The sequence below is a fragment of the Maribacter huludaoensis genome (assembly GCF_029350945.1).
Classification (GTDB): domain Bacteria; phylum Bacteroidota; class Bacteroidia; order Flavobacteriales; family Flavobacteriaceae; genus Maribacter; species Maribacter huludaoensis.
This window is the reverse complement of the sequence record NZ_JARKMS010000003.1, coordinates 407,851-432,968: the sequence shown is the minus strand read 5'-3', so window position 1 is coordinate 432,968 and position 25,118 is coordinate 407,851. Positions and strand designations below refer to the sequence as shown.

The window sequence follows — 25,118 nt, the reverse complement described above, 5'->3', positions numbered from 1 at the left end:
AAAGAATGTGTTTCTCCTTGTTTCCGTTGGTGTATTTCTGATAAAAGTTCTCATGATGTTCGTTTTTATATCCGGTGTTTAGTCAGATGGATTAATGATTGATTGATTGTTTTTTTGATTTGATGTGTGATGAATATTAATGCGTAAACTGTCTACTTGCTACCCATTGTACGCGCTTACTATTTCTAAAAGCGGTTAAAAAAACATTTCGTCTAGATTCTGTTGGTGTATTTTTAATAAAAGTTCTCATAATATATTGTTTTTAATTGATGAATAATAATTCTGTTATACATACAAGACGACGATTATTATATTTTGTTACAGTACTATGCATAAAAAGGTACTATTTTTAACAAATAAATTTTTATTAATTACGTAAGTATCTGATTTAAAATATTTTATATTATTTTTTAAAAATAAAATTTTAACAAAAAATAGTATAAAATAGAATTACGGTGAATTAGAATCAAAAATTTTAAGGTTCTAAAATGAAAAAAGAATAGGCGTAATGTATCCTTATATTGAAATTAACCTTAAGTCTTTCAAAACTTTGGCAGTTTGAGTGCCACTAATGCTAAATAATTGAAATACAAATCATATCTTTGTAGAACTTTAGAGGGATGCAACTAATATCTGCAATGACCTTACAACAAATGACATCGTAGTTAACCCATAAGCTTTCCTTCGGTTATCAACGTCACTACGTATTTCAACCCCCTTTATAGTAAAATCTATTATTATCATTAAAATTACGAATGGCAAAATCGCAACAAACATTTAATAAAACTGAAAAAGAAAAAAAACGCTTAAAGAAGCGCGAAGAAAAGAAGAAAAAAATGTTAGCCCGTAAAGCGGCGGCAAAAGAAAATGGTACTTCTGGTATTCCTCTTGCTTATGTAGATTTCAACGGCAACTTGGTAGATACACCGCCAGATCCTGCTATGAAAGTGGAAATAGAAGCAGAAGATATTGTTTTAGGTATTCCAAAGAAAGAAGAAGGTGATGTTGAAGAATTTGATCCGGTAAGAAACGGTAAAGTTTCTTTCTTTGATACTACAAAAGGTTTTGGTTTCATTATCGATGCTGAAAACAACGAGAAATATTTTGTTCACGTTAGCGGATTGATTGATGAAATCATGGAAAACGATAAGGTTTCTTACGAGCTTGAAAAAGGCATGAAAGGCATGAACGCCGTTCGTGTTAAGAAGATTTAGTTTTAAAATTTTTAATGGTGAAAGTGCAACGTAACACCGTTCTGGTAGTATTGTCATTTTTCGCCATTTATTTCATTTGGGGATCAACCTATTTATGGAATAAGATTGCAGTAACAGAATTACCTGCCTTTATGTTGGCAGGTATTCGTTTTTTAACTGCAGGTAGTCTAATATTTATCATTTCTAAAATATTAGGCTTTTCCCTTACCATTACAAGGCAACAATTTAAGAACACCATTTTTGCGGGTTTTTTATTTCTAACTTTTGGGAACGGAGTAGTCGTATGGGCACTTAAATATGTTGATAGTGGATTTGCCGCACTTGAGGTTTCTGCACAACCTTTGGTTGTTTTGTTGATGATGCGCATTTTACAAGGTAAAAAAATAAAGCCCATGTCCATCATTGGCGTTGTCTTAGGTGTTACCGGAATATTCCTTCTTGTAGGTCAAGAAGATGTTATAGCCAAAGACGGGGCCGTATTAGGTATGATACTTATATTTATTTGCATGCTTAGCTGGTCTTACGGAAGTCTTTTTGTTGGTAGCGCCAATTTGCCAATGAACTTCTTTGTAAATACCGGTTATCAAATGCTTACCAGTGGTATATCGCTCATGATCATAAGCACATTTCTTGGTGAAGATTGGATATCGCCTGCTCAATGGAGTACTCCAGTAATTACGTCTATGCTTTTACTTATAATATTTGGCAGTATAGTGACATTTACCGCGTTCAATTATTTACTTCGCATAGTTTCACCAGAGAAAGTGGCTACATCATCATATGTCAACCCCATAGTAGCTATGGTTTTAGGCTGGTATTTTCTAAATGAGGAAATTAGTGCACAGTCTATAATTGCATCTGCTGTACTCTTAACGGGAGTTTATTTTATAAACACCAAAAAGAGTTTAACTATATTCTCTAGGTTCTCAGGTAAACGAATTCCTAGAAAAACGGTTGAAGATCTAAAATAGGCGCTACTTCTTTGGGTTGCATATTATTTAATGCTATATCACCAATTCTTACCCTTACCAAACGAACTGTGGGAAAACCAACGGCAGCGGTCATTTTACGTATTTGACGAAACTTCCCTTCTTTAATAATTATACTGATCCAAGAAGTTGGCCTGTGTTTGCCAATACGTAATTTTACATCGGCATCGGGTAGGGGTGGCGGCTCTTTTAACAATGTTACCTTACATGGTTTGGTAGTATACTTTTTACCAAACAGCCCAATGGTAACTCCTTCTGTTAATTTTATTATTGCTTCGTTTGTAATTAAATCGTCTAACTGAACCAAGTATTCCTTTTCTACTCCAGATCTATTAATGGTATCGCTTAGTTTTCCGTCTGTAGTCAACAATAACAATCCTTCAGATTTTTCATCAAGCCTACCTATGGGCATTATATCCTTAGGAAAATCATGTAGCTCGCTCAAAAACCTTTTTTTACGAAGCTGACGGTCTTCTCCAGAGGTCATTTGGCTAAGCATACCCACCGGTTTATATAACTTAAAGTGCAATTGTTGCAAGAATTTAAGTGTTTAGCATTAATTAGGGTTACATATGGTCGCAAAAGATACCCTTTTTAACCCATGAATTAGTAATGTAATAGAGAGAATGTTACCTTTGTATACTCCAGAGAAGATTTTATGCAAGAGACAGTTTTTGAATTACAGGATAGAAAGACCGATAAGGAACTTTACAGCTATCAACAAGGAGCTATTCAACAAATTTTTGACAAGTTCGATTCGGAACGAGATGATTATCACCTTCTATACCAATTACCGACCGGTGGTGGTAAAACAGTGATTTTTTCTGAAATAGTACGTCAATACCTTAAAAACCATAATAAAAAGGTTTTGGTAATGACTCACCGTATTGAGCTTTGTAACCAAACATCCTCAATGCTAACCAGTTTTGGCGTTGTCAACAAGGTTGTAAACAGTAAAGCAAATCTTGATGACCAAGAGCGTTACAGCTGTTATGTAGCAATGGTTGAAACCTTAAATAACAGGTTAAATGATGATCAGTTGGATATTTCTGATGTTGGTCTGGTCATTATCGATGAAGCCCACTATAATTCTTTCACTAAACTTTTTAAGTTTTTTGAAAACTCTTTTGTTCTTGGTGTAACGGCAACCCCTTTGAGTTCTAACAAAGATCTGCCAATGAACAAAAACTATGATGAGCTTATACCTGGCGAAACCATAGAAAATCTTATAGCCAATGATTTTTTGGCAAGGGCAGAAGTATTTCAGTATGATATGGGACTTACATCCCTTGAAATTGGTTCTAACGGTGATTATACCGTAAAATCATCTGCCGATCTATATACTAGCCCCGCAATGTTAAGTAAGCTTTTAGAGGCATATACTAAGCATTCCAAAGGTAAAAAAACATTGATTTTTAATAATGGTATAGAAACTTCCATTCAAGTATATCATACCTTTCAAGCTGCAGGTTTAAATGTAATGCACCTTGACAATACCGCTACTAAAAAGCAACGTAAACAAATATTAAAATGGTTCAAGGAAACCCCTGATGCCATTTTAACTTCAGTAAGTATATTGACGACCGGTTTTGACGAACCTACGATAGATACCATTATCTTGAATAGAGCAACAAAATCCTTGACACTTTATTACCAAATGATCGGTAGGGGATCTAGGGTCTTGAACAATAAATCTAAATTTACGGTAATTGATTTAGGGAATAATCTTTATCGTTTTGGACCATGGGGTGCAGATTTGGACTGGGGAGCTATCTTCAAGTCTCCAAACTATTACATGGACCGTATTAAGGATGATGAGGAAATTGAAAGTGATTTTAAACTAGAACTTTCCGATGAAGTTAAGGCCGAGTTCAAAAATTCAAAAGATACTTACTTTGATATCAAAGAAACTTATGAAACTGCTACGTTTGCCGGAGAATCTTCAAAAGTTGTTCTAGAGCGATCCATTGCCCATCATGCATATATGTGTATTGAAAATAGTGAAGATGTTTATGATGCTTTGGCCTTGGCAAAACTGCTGAAAGAAGATATTGATAACCGTATTCATGTTTACGGAAAGTGTATTAGTAAGAGTACGTATAATTTCTTAAGTTGGTTGAAAGATGATTACCAAAAGAAATTGAACGCTTACTTACGTGAAAATTTCGATACGGTTTTTGAAGATATTCACGGTCACCCGCCAGAGGATTAAAATAAAAACTTATATAAAAAAAGGGCTATTCTAATGAATAGCCCTTTTTCATTGCAATACTAAACCTTATTCTACAATAAGGCTATATTGCGGTGTTGGATTTAAAGGGCAAAAATATACATACTCACCTTTTTCCAATTTCGTTTCTTTAGAATGACCAACCGTGTTGTTCTTAACCGCTGCAGTTACGTATGCAGTTTGAATGTGGTTCTCTGGTTTTGAAGCATCTTTTCCTTTTTTTACTAAAACCAAACCTACATCTTTACCCACATTATTGTTGGCAACGTCAAAAATATAAGTGCCTTCGCTAACAGTGATTGATTTTTGGGTGAATTCCCCTGTTGTTTGCTCTAAGGCAATTTTCTTAACTGGCTGCTTCATCATTTTGTCTTGTGCATTTGCGTTGAAAGAAAATGCCAATACGATAACTAAAATTGATAATACTCTTTTCATGTTTTTAAAATTTAGTGTGGGTTACCCCGTTTTAATGATTAATAATTATTATTTAAAAATTTGTTATAAAGATGGTGCTACAGGAAAATCAACCGGAACCTGTGTAGTACTGTGTATGTAGTTGGAAATTGTTTTATCACCAACCAATGATATTGTATCTATTAAATTGGCTTTTGTATAACCTGCCGCAAAATAATCGTTCAATACGTTCTCGTCAGTGCGGCCTCTATTTTCAGTAATATTCTTCGCTAATTTTGCAAGTGCATTTAATTTAGTGTCAAAAGAGGCTTTTCCTGCTCTAAGCTCTAAAATTTGTTCATCTGTAAAACCGTTCATTTTACCAATGGCTGTATGTGCCGATAAACAGTAAATACAATTGTTAACTTGGCTTACCGCTAAATTGACAACTTCTTTCTCCTTAGCTGATAATGAAGTTTTGGCATTTGCAAAATTCAAGTAGTTTTCTAATGCGGTATCGCTATTGGCGTACGTTGCATATAAATTTGGTACAAAGCCTAATGCTTTTTTTAGATTGTCAAAAATTGCCTGATTGTTTTCGCTTACTTCTTCTCTTGTTGGAACATTAAATGTGCTCATATTTTAATATTTTTAATTATTGATGGGTTGTTAAATTTTTCTGGTACAAAGGTATATGCGGTCTACCGTTGGTATCATGTAGAGAATTCCTTTCTACATGTCAATTTTTCCTTTAAATAAATGTACCGAATGCTTTTGTTAACTTTGAAGACTCATTAGACTCACAGTAGTAGTCAGATATATGGTTATGCTCACAATGTTTTTTAGTATTGATGCTAGTATTGATTTTTGTCTTCTTAGAAGTAAATATTTCTATTAAATTGAAAATTGAAGTGTGTTTTAGGTTCATGACTTTGATGTTTTAATTATACACAACAAAGATCAAAACTTTATAAACCTTAAAACCTGCAATTTCTCCTTAGGTGTTGTCAATTTTTCCCTAAAATTATTTTTTAACTTGTTTTTTAAATTCGGAAGGTGATTGTTGCGTTTGTTTTTTAAATAAGCGACTTAAGTGGGAAGCATCCTCAAAACCAATATCATAAGCAATTTCTTTTGCAGTCTTATCGGTATAAATCAATAAGCGTTTTGCTTCAAGAATAATGCGTTCATGAATAATTTGTAGGGGAGTAGTATTGAATTTTGAGAAGGTGTTAGATAATGTCTTGGGAGATTTAAATAGTTTATCGGCATAAAAGGAAACGGAATGTTCCGTCTTATAATATTCTTCTACCAATAAGTTGAAGCTTCTTAACAAATTTACTTTTGCATCACCGGTAGTTTTATTGAAACCCTCTTTTGCTTTAAGTAAACGGGTACTCATAATCATAAAACGGGCCATAAGCATTCGAAGCATTTCTGCTTGTATGGTATCTTCCGTTTCTAACTCGTCAACAAAGACTTCATGAAGTGTATCATACTTTCGTTGTTCTTTTTCTCCCAAATCTATTACGGGAATATGCGCATTACCAAAGAATAACAATCCGGCACAACTTACTTCTTGGTCATGATCCTTAATGCAATAGAACTCTCGGTTAAATTGATATACAATTAAATGCTTGCCTTCATTAAAATGTAAAAACTGTATTGGTGTCAATGCCAATAAACTATGCTCAGAAATAGTATAGGGTACACCATCTACGTTTATAAAGGCTTTACTACTTGTTGTTCTAATAAATATATAGAGTCCGGCTTGTTTTGGTCTTCTATAATTCTCTAACAAAACTTCGTTACCAATTTTTAGTAATCCACCAGTACTAAAATCCTTAAAAACTTCTTGCATGAAATCTTGGTCTAAAAAAAGGTCAATACATTACATTCGTAATATATTGACCTTAATTGGGGTATTCATGTTTCTTTTCTTAAAACCTTACCGAAACTTTTCCTCTTAAATAAAATGGTGTGCCGGGAGTAAAATGAATTTCTTCTACTGAAGCGGTTTCATTAAATAACCTACTCTCGGTAGCAAACTGAGTTTCGTTCCATTCAGTATCAAATAGATTTTCTACAATTACACCAACCGTCCAGTTTTTTATATGGTAGTTTAGATTAAAATCGGTTACAAAATAACCTTCTGCAACAATACTATCATCTTCATTAGCAGCTCTATCACCTAAGTATCTATAGTTTATGTTTCCTGAGAAATTGCCAATATCACTAAAAGATAATCCACCAACTGCTGTAAAATCCGGTGCTAAAGGAATATAGTCCTCGCCATCCTCTTCTTCTGTACTTCTTGCATAGGTATAGTTGACATCACTATACAGATATAACCAATCTAACAATTGATATCGTGCACCAACTTCTATTCCCATTCTTTTAGTCTTTCCACTAGGCTCAACAATACCGGCATCACCCACATACACAAATTCTTGGTCTAAAAATAACCCCCATAATGTAGCATTCAACACCATTTTATCTACTGGTTTAATGATTGTTCCAAAATCTACACCATATGCTCTTGGAAGAATGTCCCTACTTTGGTTTGCAGTAACAACACGTGCGTCGTTAGAGTGAAAACCTAGACCAGTTTTTAAAAATAGCTGCCAATTTTTATTTACGGCAAATATGGTATTCAACTTTGGACTCACAATTGCCTTACTTTCGCTTTTATTATCATAAACCGTACTTAGTTTATTTTCATAATCAAAATTGAAATAATCTAAACGCACAGAAGGATTAAATGTCCAATTTCCCGTTTTATACTCTCCATCAACAAAACCGTACATATTGGTTTCATCAACATCACCATAGGCAAATTGCTCTAAAACCGTTTTTCTATTTAAGGTATGTTCAAGGGTTACATCATCTACATTATCATTCCTAAATCCTATTCCTGCGGAATACTTAAATCTATCTTCGGCACCTATGTTAATATCAATTTGCTCAAAAACAGTTTCAGCTCCCATTATGGTTCTATCTTCATACTGGCGTATTTGATCACCATTAACAGGATCTTCCAAAAAGAAAGTGAAATTTGAAAATAGCTCAAAGTCATATTTGCTTACAAAAGCTCTTGTCTTTAAAAATTGATTTTCACCAATAAACCTAGTGTGGTTTAACATTATATTTGTTCTACTGGTCTGTCCGCCCTCTGTATCGTCAATGGCACCGAACCTTCCTATAAGATTTTGATCTACCGCTCTTTGGGGTATTTGACCTGAAGCGTCCCATTTACTTTGAAAGTGGGAAGCGGTCAATGTTAATTCTTCTTTTCCAATATCTTTATAATGATACCTTCCAAGGACATTGATTCTATTAAAATTTTGAGGAGAATCAAAAGGTCCGTCCGTCAAATAGACTTCAGAAGCCAAATAAGCATTGCTTTTGCTACTTTCCGAAACTTTAAATAGTCCAACAAATCTATTGGTATTGAACTGTCCGGATTCATAAGAAACCATGTTTTGGTCAATACTCTTTTTTAAATTCAAATCAACATAACCAGCGGTATTGAAATCACCTTTATTGGCATAGTACGGACCTTTGCCAAAATTAATATTATCTATAGTTTCCGGTATTACAAAGTGTAAATCCGCATATCCTTGGCCGTGTGCATGAGAAACCATATTTACGGGCATTCCATCTACACTTAAGGCCACGTCCGTACCGTGGTCAATATCAAACCCTCTTAAGAAAATTTGCTCTGCTTTGCCACCGCCGGCATGCTGCCCTATTAGAAGACCAGGCACTTTTCTTAGAATTTCCTGGGATGACTTTACTGGGTCCTTTTGCACGTCTACGTTTACAATTCTACTCATAGCATCAACTTTAGAAACTACTACCACCTGTTCCAAATTGATGCTTGATTCTTTTAAAGAAACACGTATACCATTATTTAAATGCTCATTATTTACAACAAGTATAAAAGTTTTATATCCTAAACTGGAAAAATATACAGAATCATTAACCGAAGTGGATGTCAACGAAAATATACCTGAAAAGTTGGTGTGGCTGTGCTGCCCTGAGGTCTGATTAAAAATACCTACATTTTCCAGTGCGGTACCATTGGTATCTGTAACAGTTCCTTTTAATGTTTGTGCATTTACTACGGCAATTGCGCTAATTAAAAAAATAAATGCTGTAAGGAACGTTACCCTATTGTTGCTGTTTAACATAAAATAATGATTAAGAAAGGCTGTCTTTTTATATACCTACGATAAAATTCTAGGAAGGTTTTATTTTTTGGAACGGCAAAAATATAATTTAGCTTTTGCACTACAATCTTTATACGTTTTATAACAATGTTTTAACGATAAGAGTCAATAAACTAGGCGTAATTACTAGAACTTTGTAAGACAAAAATTATACACAAAATATTATACATATATGAGCGATCAAGCACTATTGACCCCATTTCATAAAAATTTAGATCTAAAGAACAGAGTGGTCATGGCACCTATGACAAGAAGTAGAGCTGCAAATGACGGCAATGTACCTACAGAAGATCTACATGTACCTTATTACACTCAACGAGCTTCGGCAGGATTGATAATTACAGAAGGATCTCAAGTTTCTAAAGACGCCGTTGGCTATATTAATACAGCTGGCATTCATTCAAAAGAACAGGTTGAAGGCTGGAAAAATGTGACTAAATCTGTACATGATAAAGGCGGAAAAATATTTATACAGCTTTGGCATGTTGGTAGAATGTCCCATCCTGATTTTCATGATGGACAATTACCGTTAGCTCCATCTGCTTTAAATCCGAATGCAAAATCTTACACCCCTGAAGGATTTAAAGATACTGTAACACCAAAGGCAATGACCTTAGAAGATATTAAGCAAACGGTTACGGATTTCAAAAATGCAGCTATAAATGCTGTTGAAGCAGGTTTTGACGGGGTAGAAATTCATTCTTCAAACGGATACTTGTTTCATCAATTTTTTAATGGCACCTCTAATCATAGAACAGATGAATATGGAGGTAGCATTGAAAACAGGACCAGATTCTTCTTTGAAGTTTTGGATACTGTGAAACAAGTAATTCCACAAGAAAAAATCGGTGTTAGATTCAACCCATCATTGAACGGTATGTTCGGTATTACATTAGATGAAGATACCATACCTACATTTGAATATTTAATAAAGAAGTTAAATGATTACAATTTAGCCTATGTACATTTATCGGAACCCTTTAATGACGTGTCCGATGTACCATTTGCGGTAGAACATATTGCAAAACACTTTAGACCTCTTTATAATGGTACCTTAATGATAAATGCAGGTTTCGATCAAGATTCGGGGAATAAAGTTATTGAAGAAGGCAATGCCGATTTGGTAGCATTTGGTAAACCGTTTATTTCAAATCCAGATCTTGTAGCTCGATTTAAAAATAACTACCCTATAGCAGATTGGGATAGCGACACTTTTTATACTCCGGGAAAAGAAGGCTATACAGATTATCCGTTCTATTCAGAAGAAAACTAAAATAATTGTAAATAGATAAGGCAGCCATTGGCTGCCTTATCTATTTATTAATAACGTTGTTTAAATATCATCGTTGTTATGCTCCAAGTTATCATTTTCCGCACCACCTAAACTATATAATTGGTTTTCTTCATCTTTTAAAGTATTCACTTTTTTGTTTTGATGTAAACTTCTTCCCGGCACGTCTAAATCTTTACCGGCAAAATCAACTTTTTGATTTCTACTGTTCAACTGACTATCGTCACCATTATCGGTACGAATATTTTTTACTTTTTCCCCTAGCGCTTGTAAATCTTCACTGGTAATATCAGGATTGTATGTCTCTGCTTTATTTTCACTTTTCATAGATATCTTTTTTCTAAAGGTACTTTTTCTAATTTGTGGCTTTTAGCACAAAACAAACGGTTATGAGCTCATTTGACAGTAGATTTAGAAAGTATGAAATTTAAACGTATTGCATTAAGATTTTCTTCTTACGAATTAATGGTAACTATAGATTATAGCCAACTTGCAAATAAACAATTTGAAGATGGAAAATGTATTAGTTGCCGGTGCTAACGGTACCACAGGAAAAAAAATAGTTAACCTTTTAAAAAGTTCACAATATTTTGAGCCGGTTGCCATGGTTCGTAAAGAAGAACAGCAAGAACAATTTGAAAAGGAAAATATAAAAACGGTTTTGGGTGACTTGGAAAAAGATTTGTCACATACCGTTAAAAATATTGATAAAGTAATATTTGCTGCAGGATCTGGCGGTAAAAAGGTAGTAGAAGTAGATCAAGAAGGTGCCAAGAGATTAATAGATGCTTCTAAAGATGCAAATATTAAAAAGTTCGTCATGTTGAGCTCTATGGGTGCAGATAATCCTGAAGAGGCCAGTGATTTAAAGGAATACTTAAAAGCTAAACATAACGCAGATGAATATTTAAAATCCCAAAATTTAATGCACGCTATTGTAAGGCCTGGATCGCTGACCAATGATATGGGTACAGGTAAAATTGAATTGAAATCCAAATTAAATAAACAAGGTTCAATAACTAGGGATGATGTAGCACAAACTTTGGTAAGGTCGTTACATGATGACGCTGCTATAAATGAAACTTTTGAAATAATACAAGGCGATACGCTCATTGGTAAAGCGATGGATGGAAAGTCTTAACTCTTAAAATATTGTATGGTTGATTTAAGCCGATTCTTACTTTATTATGAATCGGCTTTTTTTTTGTTACAAATTATATATAATAACGTATAAACAATTGGTAATTAATCTTGTTGTGTATATTAGCGGTAAAGAAAACGATCTATATATGAAAATTTCATTTTTAAAGCTCGCTATGGTTTTTTCTATAGTTCTTGCTGTACAATCCTGTAAAGAAACAAAAAAAGAAGGTGATGCCGGTACTACGGATCAAGCACAACTAGATAGTACGGATTTGGCCTTGTTAGATCTTAATTTGCCAGAAGGATTTCAAATAGAAGTATACGCTAGGGGAGTAGATGGCGCACGTTCAATGGCAATGGGCAATAACGGCACTTTATTTGTTGGTACCAGAACGGAAAATACCGTTTACGCCATTCAAGATACTAACGGTGATTTTAAAGCGGACAATATCATCGTTTTAGATACTATGGAAGTACCAAATGGTATAGCCATGAGAAATGGTGACCTATATGTAGCCCAGGTAGGTAGCTTGTGGAAATATCCCAATATAGAAAATCAACTAGGAAAAACGCTTGAAAAGGAGTTGATCTATGATGACTACCCAACGGAATTCCATCATGGGTGGAAGTACATTGCCTTTGGACCTGACGATAAATTATACGTACCGGTCGGTGCTCCTTGTAATATTTGTAACCGTGCTGAAGAAGATGAGCGTTTTGCAACGATAACCAGAATGGACCCTGACGGGAGTAATCGTGAAATTTATGCCAGAGGAATAAGAAATTCGGTTGGTTTTACTTGGCACCCAGATACAAAACAAATGTGGTTTACTGATAACGGACGTGATATGCTTGGTGATGACATACCACCTTGTGAATTAAATACGGTTACAGAAATCGGGCAACATTTTGGATATCCTTTTTGCCATGGTGGCATTGTAAAAGATCCTGAATTTGGTGATTTACGCCCTTGTTCAGATTTTGTAGATCCCGCTTTGCAATTAGGCGCCCATGTAGCTCCATTAGGAATCAAATTTTACACTGGCAATATGTTCCCTGCTGAATATAAAGGAAAAGCATTTATTGCAGAGCATGGTTCTTGGAACAGAAGTAAAAAAGTTGGCTATAGAATTATGATGGTAGATATAGAGGATGGTAAAGTTGTTAATAATAAAGTATTCATTGATGGGTGGTTGAACGATTCTGAACAAAAAGCAACGGGTAGACCGGTAGACTTATTACTATTGAAAGACGGATCTATGTTAATATCCGATGATTATGGAGATGCCATTTATAGACTTTCCTATAAAAATACAGCGCTTGCAAGCAATTAATTAGTAGTATTAGATATATAAAAAAAGCAGCCAACTTGGCTGCTTTTTTTATGTAACAATACCTAGTTTACGCATTGTTCTATTATATTTATTAGTACAATGATCAATACTATTTCAAAAAATGTTTTAACGTATATAATAATATGAGTTATCCAAACAATGTTTATTTAAATGGAAGTATTGTAGATGCAGAGGAAGCAAAAATATCTGTATTTGACCGCGGATTTATTTTTGGTGACGGATTGTACGAAGTTATGGTACAGATCAATGGCTCTTTCTTTTATGAGAAAGAACATTTAGAACGGCTACAATACGGTTTACAAGCAATCAACATAGATTTTAATGCGGCCATTCTTAAAAAAGAAATACCCAAATTATTACATGCTGCTCAGCTGACAGCTATTGACTGTATGTTGTATATACAGATTACTAGGGGAGTAGCCCCAAGACAACACTTTTTTCCGCAACAATGTCAACCTACTATAATGATGTATGCCATACCAAAAGTATTACCTGTTATCAATGAAATTAATGCCAAGGTAATAACCAGAAAAGATTTTAGATGGTCTCGTTGCGATATTAAAATGACCTCCCTTTTAGGCAACGTTATGCTTAATGAAGAAGCTATGCAGCATGAATGCTACGAAACTATTTTACATAGAAACGGAGTTTATACAGAAGCCTCACATAGCAATGTATTCTTTGTTAAAGAAGGCGTGGTTTATACACATAAGGCAAATGAACATATTCTTAACGGAATTACAAGGATAGTAGTCATTGAACTTTGTAATTCGCTAGGCATACCTTTAAAAGAAGAAGCTATTTCAGTTGAAGAAATTGACCATATTGATGAAGCCTTCTTAACAGGAACCAGTACCCAAATAGCCTCAATTCAACAGATTGATGATAAATTACTATACTCGGAAAATGAAAAAGGCCCCATTACAAAAAAACTGCAAGAGGCCTTTTTAAAACTTAAGTAGCTAATTATTTTACTTGAAAATAATCGAAGAACTGATCGGTACCCTTTATTTCCATTAGACCAAGTATATAACATACCTCGCTTAAATCCGAAAAATCAAGACCACCTTCATCTACGCTTTCATTTAAATATCTGCCATCTTTTCCATTATACTGATTGCCAAGTCGTATTGCCGTATTCCAAATGTTGGTTAATTTTTCATCATTGATTTTAGTCTCCCAAGCTACTTTTCCATCAGATTTTAAACCCGGTGTACCATTGCCAACAGCATTGCCATCAGCAATTTTGTGATAATCCGTAACCGTTTGTGTGTACTTAAGCTTTGTAGGTTCTGTTACAGATTCGTTCCAATCACTATGCTGTACCACATGAATATGTTCTTTTATTTTAATTGACGGATTTTGATTTGATATTTGCTTTACCCAATCTGCCGTAAAATCTGACTGACCTGCTTCGGCTACCCAAACATCGCCACCATTTTTAATAGTCTTTACCACTAATTTTGCAACTCTGGCTACAGATGCTTCCCATTCCTTATCAGCATCTGTCCAATTATTTTTAAATGCCATTTTCATTAATTCGTTTGGCGGAACGTAAAGTCCTTCTTGAATACCATAAGAACCAGCAACAGCATAGTAATTTAAATGCTTATAATCCGGGTGATTTAAAAGAGTAGCCAAACCTGCAGCTGTATGTAAATCATCAATATCCGTCTTGCAATCTAACTGTACCAATAATAAATCTTTCGAGATATCATAATTTGGTTTTTGGGCTGTCAAACAAAAGCTAAATAATAAAATGCACGTAATACCTGATATGGCTTTCTTAAAGTCAAATGTGTTTTTCATGTTGTTGAATACTATGAGTTGTTTTTTTTGTTGTTTCTACTAATGTATCAATATTTGTAATAGCATATTTGATGATTTTCTCATAAATCATGCAATAAACAGCATCGGACATAAACAAAAAAGATGCTCAATTTAGTTTTACAGAGAGTAAATGATTCATTTTGAGCACAAAACTCATAAAGTATTCACAAAAAAAGAATATAAGTGCTCAATAACCGCTCATTGTCAACTATTGGCGTCATCTTTGTTCCCTAATAAGTATTATAAATTAAATTACATTACAATGAGTAAAGGAACAGTAAAATTTTTCAACGACACAAAAGGTTTCGGTTTTATCACTGAAGAAGGAGTTGAGAAAGATCACTTTGTACACATTTCTGGGTTGATAGACGAAATTCGTGAAGGCGATGAAGTTGAATTTGAACTTAAAGAAGGTAACAAAGGTTTAAACGCAGTGAACGTTAAAGTTATCTAAGACATATATACATTCAAGTTTAAGAAAAAGCCCTCTACTATTAGAGGGCTTTTTTATTATCGCTTATTTTTAAGTCTATCAAAATCTTTCTCTAATTGAAATAACTTTTCTTCTATGTTAAAATTGGTCTCTGGCAATCTATGATAGAAAACGTATCGTACACGCCACATTTCCTTAATCTCCTTTAATTGGAGTACTACATCATCCACATTTTTATGATCTGCCCGTAACACAAAACTATCATTGGTAATAAACAATCTCCTTAAAATGATTTCCTTTTCCGTTACCGTAAAAACCAAGGTGCCATTATTAAGTTTTGAATATACCGTTGGCGGCACCCATTCCCCAATAGCAATATCCTTAGGGAACATTCCTAATTCATTTCTGCTCATTTCTAAATTTTGAACGGTGTATGCCCTAAATTTTTTATCTGGATTTATAGGTAATGATAAAAAGGGGAGGTCTTGTATGTAAGAATCCTTGCTGAAATACTTTATATAATCGGTCTGATTCACAGCTGTAATACAAGGTACTTTAATAAAGAATTCTTGCTCACCAAGGTCTTGCTCAACAGTTAAATTACCTTTGAACTTTAATAAATTATTTACCGTTAATTCGGTTGTTAGCAAGTCATCTATAGGAATGCTAAAATAATTAGCAATTTTTATCAATGTTTCTAATTTTGGCTCACTTCTCCCTTCTTCATAAGCACCCAAAGTACCCCTTTTTAAGTCGAATAGCTCTGCAAATGCTTGCTGACTAAGACTCTTTAAACTTCTTATTTTCCTAATATTTTTACCGAAATATGACATTTTATTGCTAATTATATTTGCAATTTATAAATATTTAATTATATTTGTCTAACAAAATTAGCAATAATTATTTGAATTGCTATTATTTTGAGCTATTAATTTTTGTCTAATCAATTTTAAAAACTCAATATCATGTTCGTCGTACTTATTTACATTTTAGCGCTCCTCTTATCAATTTAGGATTACGCACCAATATTATTTTGTATTATTGAATTTAAGAATCCACTTACAAAAACCAACACAAATGAAAAACCACTTTAATATAACTAGAGATTACCTGCTTGAATTGAATTTTAATATTGTAAAAGAGAATAGGGCAGACGGAATTATGGTTGTTGAGAAAGAAGATTCTGGAATAAAAAATTTGATTTTAGGAGTATCGCCTCCAATTTTGATTATGGAACAGTTTATATTCTCCGTTCACAATCAATCTGAAAAAATCTTTAAAAGCTTACTTCAGAAGAATAGAGATATCATTCACGGCGCTTTTGTTTTAGATGAAACTGCAAACCGCGTCATATTCAGGGACACCTTACAAATTGAGAATATGGATTTGAACGAGTTTGAAGCCAGTCTCAATTCATTAAGCTTACTTATGAGTGAATACTCGGACAAAATCATTGAATTTTCTAAATATTAAAAACAATAAAATCATGAATATATTTAAAAGACTATTTAAAATAGGAGAGGCTGAAACCAATTCGGCTATTGACAAAATGGAAGATCCCATTAAGATGACGGAGCAAGGCATTAGGGACATGAAATTAGACTTAGAAAAAAGTTTAGAGGCCCTTGCACAAGTAAAAGCACTTGCTATACGTTCTAAGAACGATCAAGACGTTTATAAGAACAAAGCCAAGGAATATAAAGATAAAGCTATTATCATTCTAAAGAAGGCCAACAGCAAAGAATTGGATGCTGCCGAAGCGGACAGACTGGCAAAAGAAGCTCTAATGCAGAAAGAGAGCAATGAGAAACAATTAGAGGCTACCAAGGTAGAAACTGAAAAGTTTGAGGCTAATGTAAGTCAAATGCAAGGCAACGTTGAAGCGCTAAAGGCCAATATAAATAATTGGGAAAACGAACTTAAAACGTTAAAAGCGCGTGTTAAAGTGAGTAATGCTACCAAAAATTTAAACAAGCAAATGGCAGAGTTAGACAGTAGTGGCACGGTTTCTATGCTTGAGCGTATGAAAGAAAAAATAGCGCAAGAAGAAGCCTTGGCCGAAGCTTATGGTGATATTGCCAATGCTAGTAAATCTATTGATGAAGAACTAGATAAAGCTGCAGATACCACTGAAGCTGCTGCAGATGACGAACTTCAAAAATTAAAAGAACAATTAGGGTTCACAAAAACCAAAAAATAAGAATTTGAATCAACTAACCGACATATTATTTTCTGAAGTAAACATTACGCTGACCGTACTGTTGATACTTCTAATTGTCTACTGGATCATTACCATGATCGGTGGTCTTGATTATGACCTTGATGTAGATATAGAGGTAGATGCAGATATAGATTTTGATGCCGGTATTGAAGGCGGTAATCTAGATTTTGAGGACATTTCAAATGCAGAGGTCAATAAAGACGATGTAATAGGTAAGAAGCTCAAACCCTTAAAAAAGTGGCAAATATTTCTCATTTATTTCAACTTTGTTGGTTTGCCGTTCATGTTCACCTTTACCTTCTGGATTTTCGTTTGGTGGTTTGCTACCACCATACTTACAACACTTACAGGTACTTATGAAAACTACATTGGTTTTATCATAATGATTGCGGTTCTTATTCCTGCTTTGTTTATCAATAAAATCCTTACCACACCCTTTAAAGGATTTTTTAAGCAATTGAACAAGGATGGTGACGCCCCAGTGGATTTTTTGGGGAGACAAGCAATTATGCTATCCAGTATTAGTGAAGATAAACTGGGGAATGCAGAAGTAAAAGCAGATGGTAACAGTCATTCTATTTACGTAAAATCGTTAGACCGTAAACCTTTGCCCTATGGTAGTTCTGTACTTATTATTAAAAGATCTGCGGATCACACACACTTTTTAGTTCAATCTTATAATCAATAAATCTTAAATCATTTATGGAATCCATCTTTTCAATTATTGGTATAGGTCTAGGAGTTCTTCTTTTCCTTATCATCGTTTATTTTGCAATTATTGCCATGTTCTACAAAAAGGTTCATCAAGGTCAAGCCTTGGTAAGAACTGGTTTTGGTGGCACAAAGGTAGCCACAGATAAAGGTCTTTATGTGGTTCCTGTTTTTCACCGTGTAGAGGTAATGGATATCTCGGTAAAGAAAATTCAAATAGAAAGACTGGCTACAGAAGGTCTTATCTGTAAGGATAATATGCGTGCAGATATTAAAGTGGCGTTCTTTGTTAGGGTAAACAATGAGGTTGACCTTATTAAAAAGGTAGCACAGACTATTGGTGTACAAAGAGCCTCTAGACAAGAGACGCTTGAAGAACTTTTTGAAGCCAAATTCTCGGAAGCTTTAAAAACCGTGGGTAAAAAATTCGATTTTATTCAACTGTATGAAGCCCGTAGGGAGTTTAGAGATGAAATTGTAGATATTATTGGTATTGACCTAAACGGCTATACTTTAGAGGATTGTGCCATTGATTACTTGGAACAAACCGCTGTTGCCCATTTAAAGGCCGATAATATTTTAGATGCTGAAGGTATCAAAAAAATTACCGATCTAACCGCTGCACAAAACATTAAAGCGAATCTTATTAAGCGCGATGAGGAGAAAATAATCCGTAAACAAGATGTTGAAGCTCGTGAGGCTATTCTTGAGCTGGACAAGCAATTAGCGGAAAAAGAGGAGCAACAAAAAAGAGAAATCTCTAACATAAAGTCTCGCGAAGAAGCAGAAACTTTAAAAGTAGCCGAAGAAGAGCGTTTAAAGTCTGAAACCGCCCGTATTGCAACACAAGAAAAGGTAAAGGTTGCCGAAGAGAATATGGAGCGACAAATTATTGTAGCGTTGAAAAATAAACAACGTACAGATGCTGTTGAAACCGAAAGAGTTGAAAAAGACCGTTTATTAGAGGCTACGGAAAGAGAGCGAGTTGTTACCCTGGCTCAAATCGAGAAAGAGAAAGTAGTAGAAGTTGAGAAAAAGAATATTCAAAATGTTATTCGTGATCGTGTTACCCTAGAAAAAGGAGTAGTGGAAGAGCAGGAGAACATGAAAGACATTGAAGCTTTCAAGACTGCAGATCGTGAAAAACAGGTTAAGATCACCATTGCTGAAGCTAATGCACAAGAAGATTTGATCAAAACGATCAAAGCGGCCGAGGCTCAAAAAGAAGCAGCTAAGCAAAAAGCGGAGGAAATCAATATTGAAGCCCTAGCACATAAAGAAGCTAGTGAGAAAGAAGCAGAAGCACGTAAGATTTTGGCTGAAGCACAAGCTAAAGAAGAAGCTACCGTTGGTATGTCAGAAGCACAAGTAATGCATGCCAAGGCAGATGCCTATGAGCGTGAAGGTGTTGTTCAGGCGCTTATCATTGAGAAAAAGGCAAAAGCAGAGGCTGCAGGTATTGAAGCCAAAGCGGAAGCAAAACGTAAAGATGGTTTAGCGGAAGCAGATGTAATTAAAGAGAAAGCCTTAGCAGATGCTGCCGGTATAGAAGAAAAAGCGAATGCCATGAAGAAATTAGATGGTGTTGGTAAAGAGCATGAAGAGTTTAAGCTGCGTTTAGACAAAGAATTACAAATTGACTTGGCTCAAATTAATATCCAGAAAGATATTGCCGATGCTCAAGCTCAAGTTATTGGAGATGCATTGAAAGCTGCCAAAATTGATATTGTTGGTGGTGAAACAATGTTCTTTGACCAGATTATTGGGCAAATTACCAAAGGTAAAGGTTATGACAGGCTCGTAGCTAACAGTACCAACATACAAGATATAAAAGATGCTATTTTAGGTAGTGATGACGTAAAGGGCAACCTATTGGAAAAGTTGAAAGAATTCGCTGATAAATATGGCATTTCTTCAGATGATCTTAAGAATTTAACCATTGCAAATTTATTGATGGACCTAAAATCCAAGTCCAGCGATAATGATGAGCAAACCTTGTTCAGCAATTTATTCAACCTTGCCAAAGGTTTAGGAATGAGTGATAAGAAATTGCGTTAACACCAAAGCTTATTACTTCAACTAAATTAATAATGTAATTTAAAAGCCTAGGAATTTTTATGGCAGAGCATACCCAAACAGACACTACGGAAGAGCATGTATTGGACGGTGGCACATATGATGTTATCAAAAATAGATTACAGAAGCAAAAAGAACTGTTACAGAACAAGTTAATTGACCTTAACAACGACAGAAAAACAGTTTTTGGTTCATTGGAGACCAAGCTTATTGCTAATGACCGCATCAATACGGAGAATAACTGTATTGCACGTGATATTGTTTCTTTTGGCAATACGTGTCTGTTTGGTTATAATGTTCATTTTGGGCTAAGGACGGACATCAACATTAAAGATGTTTTTAGTTGTTATCACTTTGAGGACAATAGCTTTAAGGCAATAGACCTTGGTCTTTTAGACGATGATACTTTTAAGACAGATTTCACCAATCTGTACAAGTATTACAGAAATACTATATTCTCCAATTTTGCCATCATTGGTAATTATTTACATATGGTCTTTCGTTTAAGCGATAGCCCTACAGATATAAAAACCTTTAAATGGTTATTGGTCAACAACACCTTAAAATATGTTGACAACAGAAGTGAACATGAATATAAATTTCCTGTTCAGCAAGAATTTAAGTGGCAAGAGGCAAGTAGGGACATGCACCGCTATGGTGTGCATTCACATGTTTCTATTAAAGATCGTGTATTTGTTGAAACCATTGGTGGTGACCTAACCATTAAAATTGAAGATAATACCGAAGAAGGCAAAGGTATTTTTGATGAACCTGTTGAGTATGTAGACCAGACTTTAGATGATGGTCAGTATCGTTTTGGAGATTTAGGAAACTTGTTGGTTCTAGAAATAAAACCATTTCAAGAGTCGCCTCGTTATTTTGTTTTTAACGATAAAATGAAAGAGGTACAGAAAATTGAATCTGTAAAAGATGCCTGTATTCTTCTTCCCGATGATCAAGGAATCATTTTCCCAACCGGATATTATTTACAAACCGGAGAATATCACATTTTTGACAATGCTATACCGAATGTAAAATTTCAGCAGCGCATTGTATCGCCTAACGGTGAAGATTTTCTTTACGTGTTTTATGCAGCTAATGAAGGACTCTATAATCTTATGTCCTTCAACATCATTAGTCAAGTTATAAAAACACCAATAATTTGTAACGGATTTACCATTTTAGAAAATGGTGAACTATGCTATTTTAAGACAGAGCAGGAGCAAACAAAGCATCACGTGGTACAAATATGGCAAACTCCTTATTTGAAAGGTGATTATATGCCATCGCAACATGAAGATACTTTGTTGTACAAAATTGGCAATAAGGACATTGTGCGGGCAATGGCTGAAGTAAACAGCTTAATTACCTTATTGAACAAAAATGACAACTATGCGGGTCTCTACAGTGATATCGCCAAGTTTTCAAAAGATATTATAGATGCATATTACTGGTTGCCAGAACCGGAAACGCATCAGCTTAATGTTCCTATAGAGGAAATCAATAAAGCGTCCAATGCCGCTATAGATGAATTTGAGAAGGTTGTACAGCTTCGTAAAAACGCTCAAAATCAATCTAAGGAAATTCAAAAAAACTCATCGGAACTATTCAATAAAATTAAAAGCACATCTTTTAAAAGTATTGATGAATTCGTTGCACTATTAACACGTTTACGATCCACTAGAGGAGAGGTCATTTCCTTAAAAGAAGTTAGATATATTGACCTGGAATTTCTTAAATCATTAGAAGAAGAAATTGAAGCTCAAACTAAAAAAATATCTGAGCGCTGCGTACAGTTTTTATTGAATCCAAATGCCTTACAACCTTACCATAAAGCTTTAGAAGAAAAAAAGAGTTTTATAGATACCGTTGAAAAGGTAATAGAAGCCAAGAAAAAGGAAGAGGAAATCAATGAAATCAGTACCGATCTTGAAATGTTGATTGATATTGTTTCAAATTTAGAGATAGAGGATACTGCACATTCCACTAAAATAGTAGATGATATATCGTTGATTTTTTCCACGATAAATGAGTTAAAGGCGGCTTTAAAGAACAAAAGAAATTCTTTGGGCATATCTGAAGCAAAGGCAGAATTTGCCGCTCAATTAAAGTTGATTGATCAAAGTATCATCAATTATATTGATATGGCAACTACTCCTGAGAAGTGCGATGAATATCAAACCAAAACATCTATTCAACTCGAGGAGCTTGAGGGCAAATTCACGGATTTTGAAGAATTTATTGAAATCATCATTGAAAAAAGAGAAGAGGTATATGCAGCTTTTGATGCCCGAAAAAATTCCTTAATTGAAAAACGAAATAAGAAGTCAAGCGCATTGACCAATGCTTCTAAACGTATTTTAAAAGGAGTTCAAAAGAAGGCACAGAGTTTTAATACCGCGGTTGAAATCAATGGGTATTTTGCATCGGACCTAATGATCAATAAGCTTCGCGACATCATTACCCAACTGCAAGAGTTAGATGATAGTGGCAAAGCTGAAGAGATAGAGACCCAACTTAAAACTGCCCGAGAGGATGCACTTAGAAAGTTAAAGGATAAACTTGATCTTTATGAAGATGGCGACAGTATTATTAGGTTAGGAAAGCACAAATTTGGTGTTAACAAGCAGCAATTGGATTTAACCATTGTTTTTCATGACAATGAACTAAATTATCATTTAACGGGGACCGATTTCTACAAACAACTGGATAATGAAGAGTTTGTAAATAACAGGCATTTATGGAACCAAGAGTATGTATCTGAAAACGATGAAATCTATAGAGGTGCTTACTTAGCCTATAAATTGTTTTCCAACTTTGGCGAAGATGAATTACTATCGCTAAATGATGAAGAATTATTGAAGGTTGTTCAAGAACAGAGTAGAAATGACTATTCTGAAGGTTATGTAAAAGGTGTTCATGATGTAGATGCATCAAGATTATTAAAGTTATTGGTTCACAAACATCATGAATTAGGTTTGCTTACTTACCGACCAGAAATAAGAGGATATGCTCAATTTTTCTGGAACAGTTTAAATGAAGAGGTGAAAAATGAGTTGGATAAAAGTCTAAAAACAGCAGGTGAGGTTCTACAGTACTTTCCAACATCTAACGAATATGCTTCTGTCGTTGAAAAAATACAGGGTTTAGTAGCTCAATTTGGAGAAAATACTTCGCTTTACGACTCATTGCTGAGTGAAGATATTGCTTCCTATATATTTGAAGAACTTAAATCTGATTCTGAGTTTGTTTACAGCAGTGTGGCAATACAATTGAAAGAAGACTTTATAAAATTCCTAAAATCACAACAGGCAGATTTAAAATTTAAAAAGAGCATTGAAGATACGGTTAGTTTAGAGGACAAAGTTCGTTTAGCTAAACAATGGGTGGCCGCATTCTTAAAAACCAAAGAAAAAGAAAGCCAAGGAATAGACCTTAACAGGTATACACATGAAATTGTTGGGGCTTTATTGTTCAGAGATGAATCTGCCTCAAAAATTAAATCTGTTTCACCTAACGAAACCATTAAAGAGTTAAGAGGTTCTCATACCACCATAAAAAATGGTACGTATATCTTCAACTACCATGATTTTATTTCTAGAATGAGATTGTTCGTAATTAGTGAAGTACCGGCATTTCAAAAGTTTAAAAAGACCAAACTAGAAATAACGGAGCAACTTAAAAACGAATTAAAATTAGAAGAGTTTAAACCTAGGGTTCTTACTTCTTTTGTGCGTAATAAGTTGATCGACCAAGTGTATTTCCCCATTTTCGGTAATAACCTGGCAAAACAACTAGGTACGGTTGGAGCCAATAAACGTACCGATAGAATGGGTATGTTGCTTTTAATATCTCCACCTGGTTACGGAAAAACCACGTTAATGGAATATATAGCCAACAGATTGGGCTTAATATTCGTAAAAATTAACGGTCCGGCAATTGGTCATGAAGTTACCAATGTAGACCCCGCATCCGCAAATAATAGTGCGGCAAGGGAAGAACTAAAAAAGCTGAACTTGGCTTTTGAAATGGGTAACAATGTTATGTTATATTTAGATGACATTCAACATTGTAATCCTGAGTTTCTTCAGAAATTTATTTCCTTATCAGATGGTACCCGTAAAATAGAAGGGGTTTATGACAATGAACCTAAAACTTATGATTTAAGGGGCAAAAAGTTCTGTGTGATTATGGCGGGTAACCCTTATACGGAAAGTGGAGAGAAATTTAAGATTCCAGATATGTTGGCAAACCGTGCAGATATCTATAACCTTGGTGATATTATTGGAGAAACTGAACATCTGTTCAGGTTGAGTTTAATTGAAAACTCGCTCACTGCAAACCCTATTTTGCAACAATTGGCAAGCAAGGAGTTTGAAGATGTCTATACCTTGGTCAACCAAATAGAATCTAAAACGGATGAAGGTCAGTTATTAGGAAACCATTCTAGTCAAGAGGTTGAGGAATACAAAAAAGTATTAGAAAAGGTTCTTAAAGTTAGAGATGTGCTCTTAAAAGTAAATGCCACCTATATTAAAAGTGCGGCTATGCAAGATGAATACCGAACCGAGCCTGCTTTTAAATTACAAGGTTCCTATAGGGATATGAACAAACTTGTTGCCCAAATTGTTCCAATAATGAACGATAAGGAGTTAAACACCTTATTACGATCTCATTATGAAAACGAAGCACAGACACTTACAGGGTCAGCAGAGGCTAATTTGTTGAAATACAACGAATTAATTGGACAACTTTCTACAGATGAAAATGAAAGATGGTCTGCCATAAAAGAGCAGTTTGTAAAGAATAATAAAATCAAAGGTTTTGGCAATGCCAACGAAATGGCACAGGTTTTATCGCAAATGATGGAGTTTTCAGAAAATCTTGCCGGTATTAAGTCGGTCTTACAAAACGGACTTAAAAAAGACTAGCTGAATTAAAACCCTTCTATTTTTCGTTATTTCAAGATCTTATAGGTGTTCACATAAAAATAAGACGTA

The 25,118-nt window shown here is 34.5% G+C and carries 22 protein-coding genes; 13 read left to right on the top strand and 9 right to left on the bottom strand.

Annotation, left to right across the window (positions count from 1 at the left end):
* Positions 1-755 precede the first annotated feature (755 nt).
* Positions 756-1,214, top strand: coding sequence for a cold-shock protein (locus PXC01_RS11930; protein ID WP_036154395.1), 459 nt, complete (start codon positions 756-758; stop codon positions 1,212-1,214).
* Between the two features lie 17 nt (positions 1,215-1,231).
* On the top strand, positions 1,232-2,185 hold the full coding sequence (locus tag PXC01_RS11925; RefSeq protein WP_420828590.1) for an EamA family transporter: 954 nt from the start codon (positions 1,232-1,234) through the stop codon (positions 2,183-2,185).
* On the opposite strand, the gene PXC01_RS11920 is transcribed toward PXC01_RS11925, so the two are convergent.
* Positions 2,157-2,741, bottom strand: a complete 585-nt coding sequence (locus PXC01_RS11920; RefSeq protein ID WP_276472517.1) for a pseudouridine synthase — start codon at positions 2,739-2,741, stop codon at positions 2,157-2,159. The two genes, PXC01_RS11925 and PXC01_RS11920, sit on opposite strands and share 29 nt — an antisense overlap.
* 120 nt (positions 2,742-2,861) lie before the next feature.
* Here PXC01_RS11920 and PXC01_RS11915 point away from each other — a divergent pair, with 120 nt between their 5' ends.
* Positions 2,862-4,415, top strand: coding sequence for a DEAD/DEAH box helicase (locus PXC01_RS11915; protein ID WP_276472516.1), 1,554 nt, complete (start codon positions 2,862-2,864; stop codon positions 4,413-4,415).
* A gap of 66 nt (positions 4,416-4,481) precedes the next feature.
* Here the strand turns inward: PXC01_RS11915 and PXC01_RS11910 are convergent, their stop codons facing one another.
* The 5 genes from PXC01_RS11910 to PXC01_RS11890 form a co-directional block, all read right to left on the bottom strand.
* On the bottom strand, positions 4,482-4,868 hold the full coding sequence (locus PXC01_RS11910) for a hypothetical protein (protein WP_058102720.1): 387 nt from the start codon (positions 4,866-4,868) through the stop codon (positions 4,482-4,484).
* 63 nt (positions 4,869-4,931) lie between these two features.
* Positions 4,932-5,465, bottom strand: a complete 534-nt coding sequence (locus PXC01_RS11905) for a carboxymuconolactone decarboxylase family protein (RefSeq protein WP_276472515.1) — start codon at positions 5,463-5,465, stop codon at positions 4,932-4,934.
* Positions 5,466-5,577: 112 nt separating this feature from the next.
* Positions 5,578-5,754 carry a hypothetical protein gene (locus PXC01_RS11900; protein WP_276472514.1) on the bottom strand — a complete coding sequence of 59 codons (177 nt, stop codon included), beginning with the start codon at positions 5,752-5,754 and terminating at the stop codon, positions 5,578-5,580.
* Between the two features lie 96 nt (positions 5,755-5,850).
* A complete protein-coding gene (locus PXC01_RS11895; protein ID WP_276472513.1) occupies positions 5,851-6,687 on the bottom strand; it encodes a helix-turn-helix domain-containing protein in 837 nt (278 codons plus the stop codon).
* A 79-nt stretch (positions 6,688-6,766) separates the two neighbouring features.
* Positions 6,767-9,019, bottom strand: coding sequence for a TonB-dependent receptor (locus PXC01_RS11890; RefSeq protein ID WP_276472512.1), 2,253 nt, complete (start codon positions 9,017-9,019; stop codon positions 6,767-6,769).
* Positions 9,020-9,230: 211 nt separating this feature from the next.
* Here PXC01_RS11890 and PXC01_RS11885 point away from each other — a divergent pair, with 211 nt between their 5' ends.
* The gene (locus PXC01_RS11885; protein WP_276472511.1) at positions 9,231-10,331 is read left to right on the top strand and encodes an alkene reductase; all 1,101 of its coding nucleotides are present in this window, start codon (positions 9,231-9,233) and stop codon (positions 10,329-10,331) included.
* A gap of 60 nt (positions 10,332-10,391) precedes the next feature.
* On the opposite strand, the gene PXC01_RS11880 is transcribed toward PXC01_RS11885, so the two are convergent.
* Complete coding sequence (locus tag PXC01_RS11880) at positions 10,392-10,676, bottom strand: hypothetical protein (protein WP_276472510.1); 285 nt, start codon at positions 10,674-10,676, stop codon at positions 10,392-10,394.
* Positions 10,677-10,860: 184 nt separating this feature from the next.
* Between PXC01_RS11880 and PXC01_RS11875 the strand changes: the two genes are divergently transcribed.
* From PXC01_RS11875 to PXC01_RS11865, 3 genes are all read left to right on the top strand, one after another.
* Positions 10,861-11,490 (top strand): SDR family oxidoreductase, encoded by a 630-nt coding sequence (locus PXC01_RS11875; RefSeq protein ID WP_276472509.1) that lies wholly within the window; start codon positions 10,861-10,863, stop codon positions 11,488-11,490.
* Between the two features lie 148 nt (positions 11,491-11,638).
* Complete coding sequence (locus PXC01_RS11870) at positions 11,639-12,826, top strand: PQQ-dependent sugar dehydrogenase (protein ID WP_276472508.1); 1,188 nt, start codon at positions 11,639-11,641, stop codon at positions 12,824-12,826.
* 143 nt (positions 12,827-12,969) lie between these two features.
* The gene (locus PXC01_RS11865) at positions 12,970-13,809 is read left to right on the top strand and encodes an aminotransferase class IV (RefSeq protein ID WP_276472507.1); all 840 of its coding nucleotides are present in this window, start codon (positions 12,970-12,972) and stop codon (positions 13,807-13,809) included.
* Between the two features lie 4 nt (positions 13,810-13,813).
* Here PXC01_RS11865 and PXC01_RS11860 read toward each other — a convergent pair whose 3' ends face one another.
* Positions 13,814-14,656 carry a hypothetical protein gene (locus PXC01_RS11860; RefSeq protein WP_276472506.1) on the bottom strand — a complete coding sequence of 281 codons (843 nt, stop codon included), beginning with the start codon at positions 14,654-14,656 and terminating at the stop codon, positions 13,814-13,816.
* Positions 14,657-14,939: 283 nt separating this feature from the next.
* On the opposite strand from PXC01_RS11860, the gene PXC01_RS11855 reads away from it, so the two are divergent.
* The gene (locus PXC01_RS11855) at positions 14,940-15,131 is read left to right on the top strand and encodes a cold-shock protein (RefSeq protein WP_027067037.1); all 192 of its coding nucleotides are present in this window, start codon (positions 14,940-14,942) and stop codon (positions 15,129-15,131) included.
* Between the two features lie 56 nt (positions 15,132-15,187).
* On the opposite strand, the gene PXC01_RS11850 is transcribed toward PXC01_RS11855, so the two are convergent.
* A complete protein-coding gene (locus tag PXC01_RS11850; protein ID WP_276472505.1) occupies positions 15,188-15,943 on the bottom strand; it encodes a helix-turn-helix domain-containing protein in 756 nt (251 codons plus the stop codon).
* A 244-nt stretch (positions 15,944-16,187) separates the two neighbouring features.
* On the opposite strand from PXC01_RS11850, the gene PXC01_RS11845 reads away from it, so the two are divergent.
* Genes PXC01_RS11845 through PXC01_RS11825 form a run of 5 tightly spaced genes read left to right on the top strand, consistent with a single transcriptional unit; the run spans position 16,188 to position 25,049 of the window.
* Positions 16,188-16,583 (top strand): type III secretion system chaperone family protein, encoded by a 396-nt coding sequence (locus PXC01_RS11845; RefSeq protein ID WP_058102732.1) that lies wholly within the window; start codon positions 16,188-16,190, stop codon positions 16,581-16,583.
* A 13-nt stretch (positions 16,584-16,596) separates the two neighbouring features.
* Entirely contained in the window at positions 16,597-17,310 is a 714-nt protein-coding gene (locus tag PXC01_RS11840; RefSeq protein ID WP_276472504.1) for a PspA/IM30 family protein, read from the top strand.
* 4 nt (positions 17,311-17,314) lie between these two features.
* On the top strand, positions 17,315-18,019 hold the full coding sequence (locus PXC01_RS11835; protein ID WP_276472503.1) for an OB-fold-containig protein: 705 nt from the start codon (positions 17,315-17,317) through the stop codon (positions 18,017-18,019).
* 14 nt (positions 18,020-18,033) lie between these two features.
* On the top strand, positions 18,034-20,100 hold the full coding sequence (locus tag PXC01_RS11830) for a flotillin family protein (RefSeq protein WP_276472502.1): 2,067 nt from the start codon (positions 18,034-18,036) through the stop codon (positions 20,098-20,100).
* Positions 20,101-20,159: 59 nt separating this feature from the next.
* Positions 20,160-25,049 carry a DNA repair ATPase gene (locus PXC01_RS11825; RefSeq protein ID WP_276472501.1) on the top strand — a complete coding sequence of 1,630 codons (4,890 nt, stop codon included), beginning with the start codon at positions 20,160-20,162 and terminating at the stop codon, positions 25,047-25,049.
* Positions 25,050-25,118: the final 69 nt, after the last annotated feature.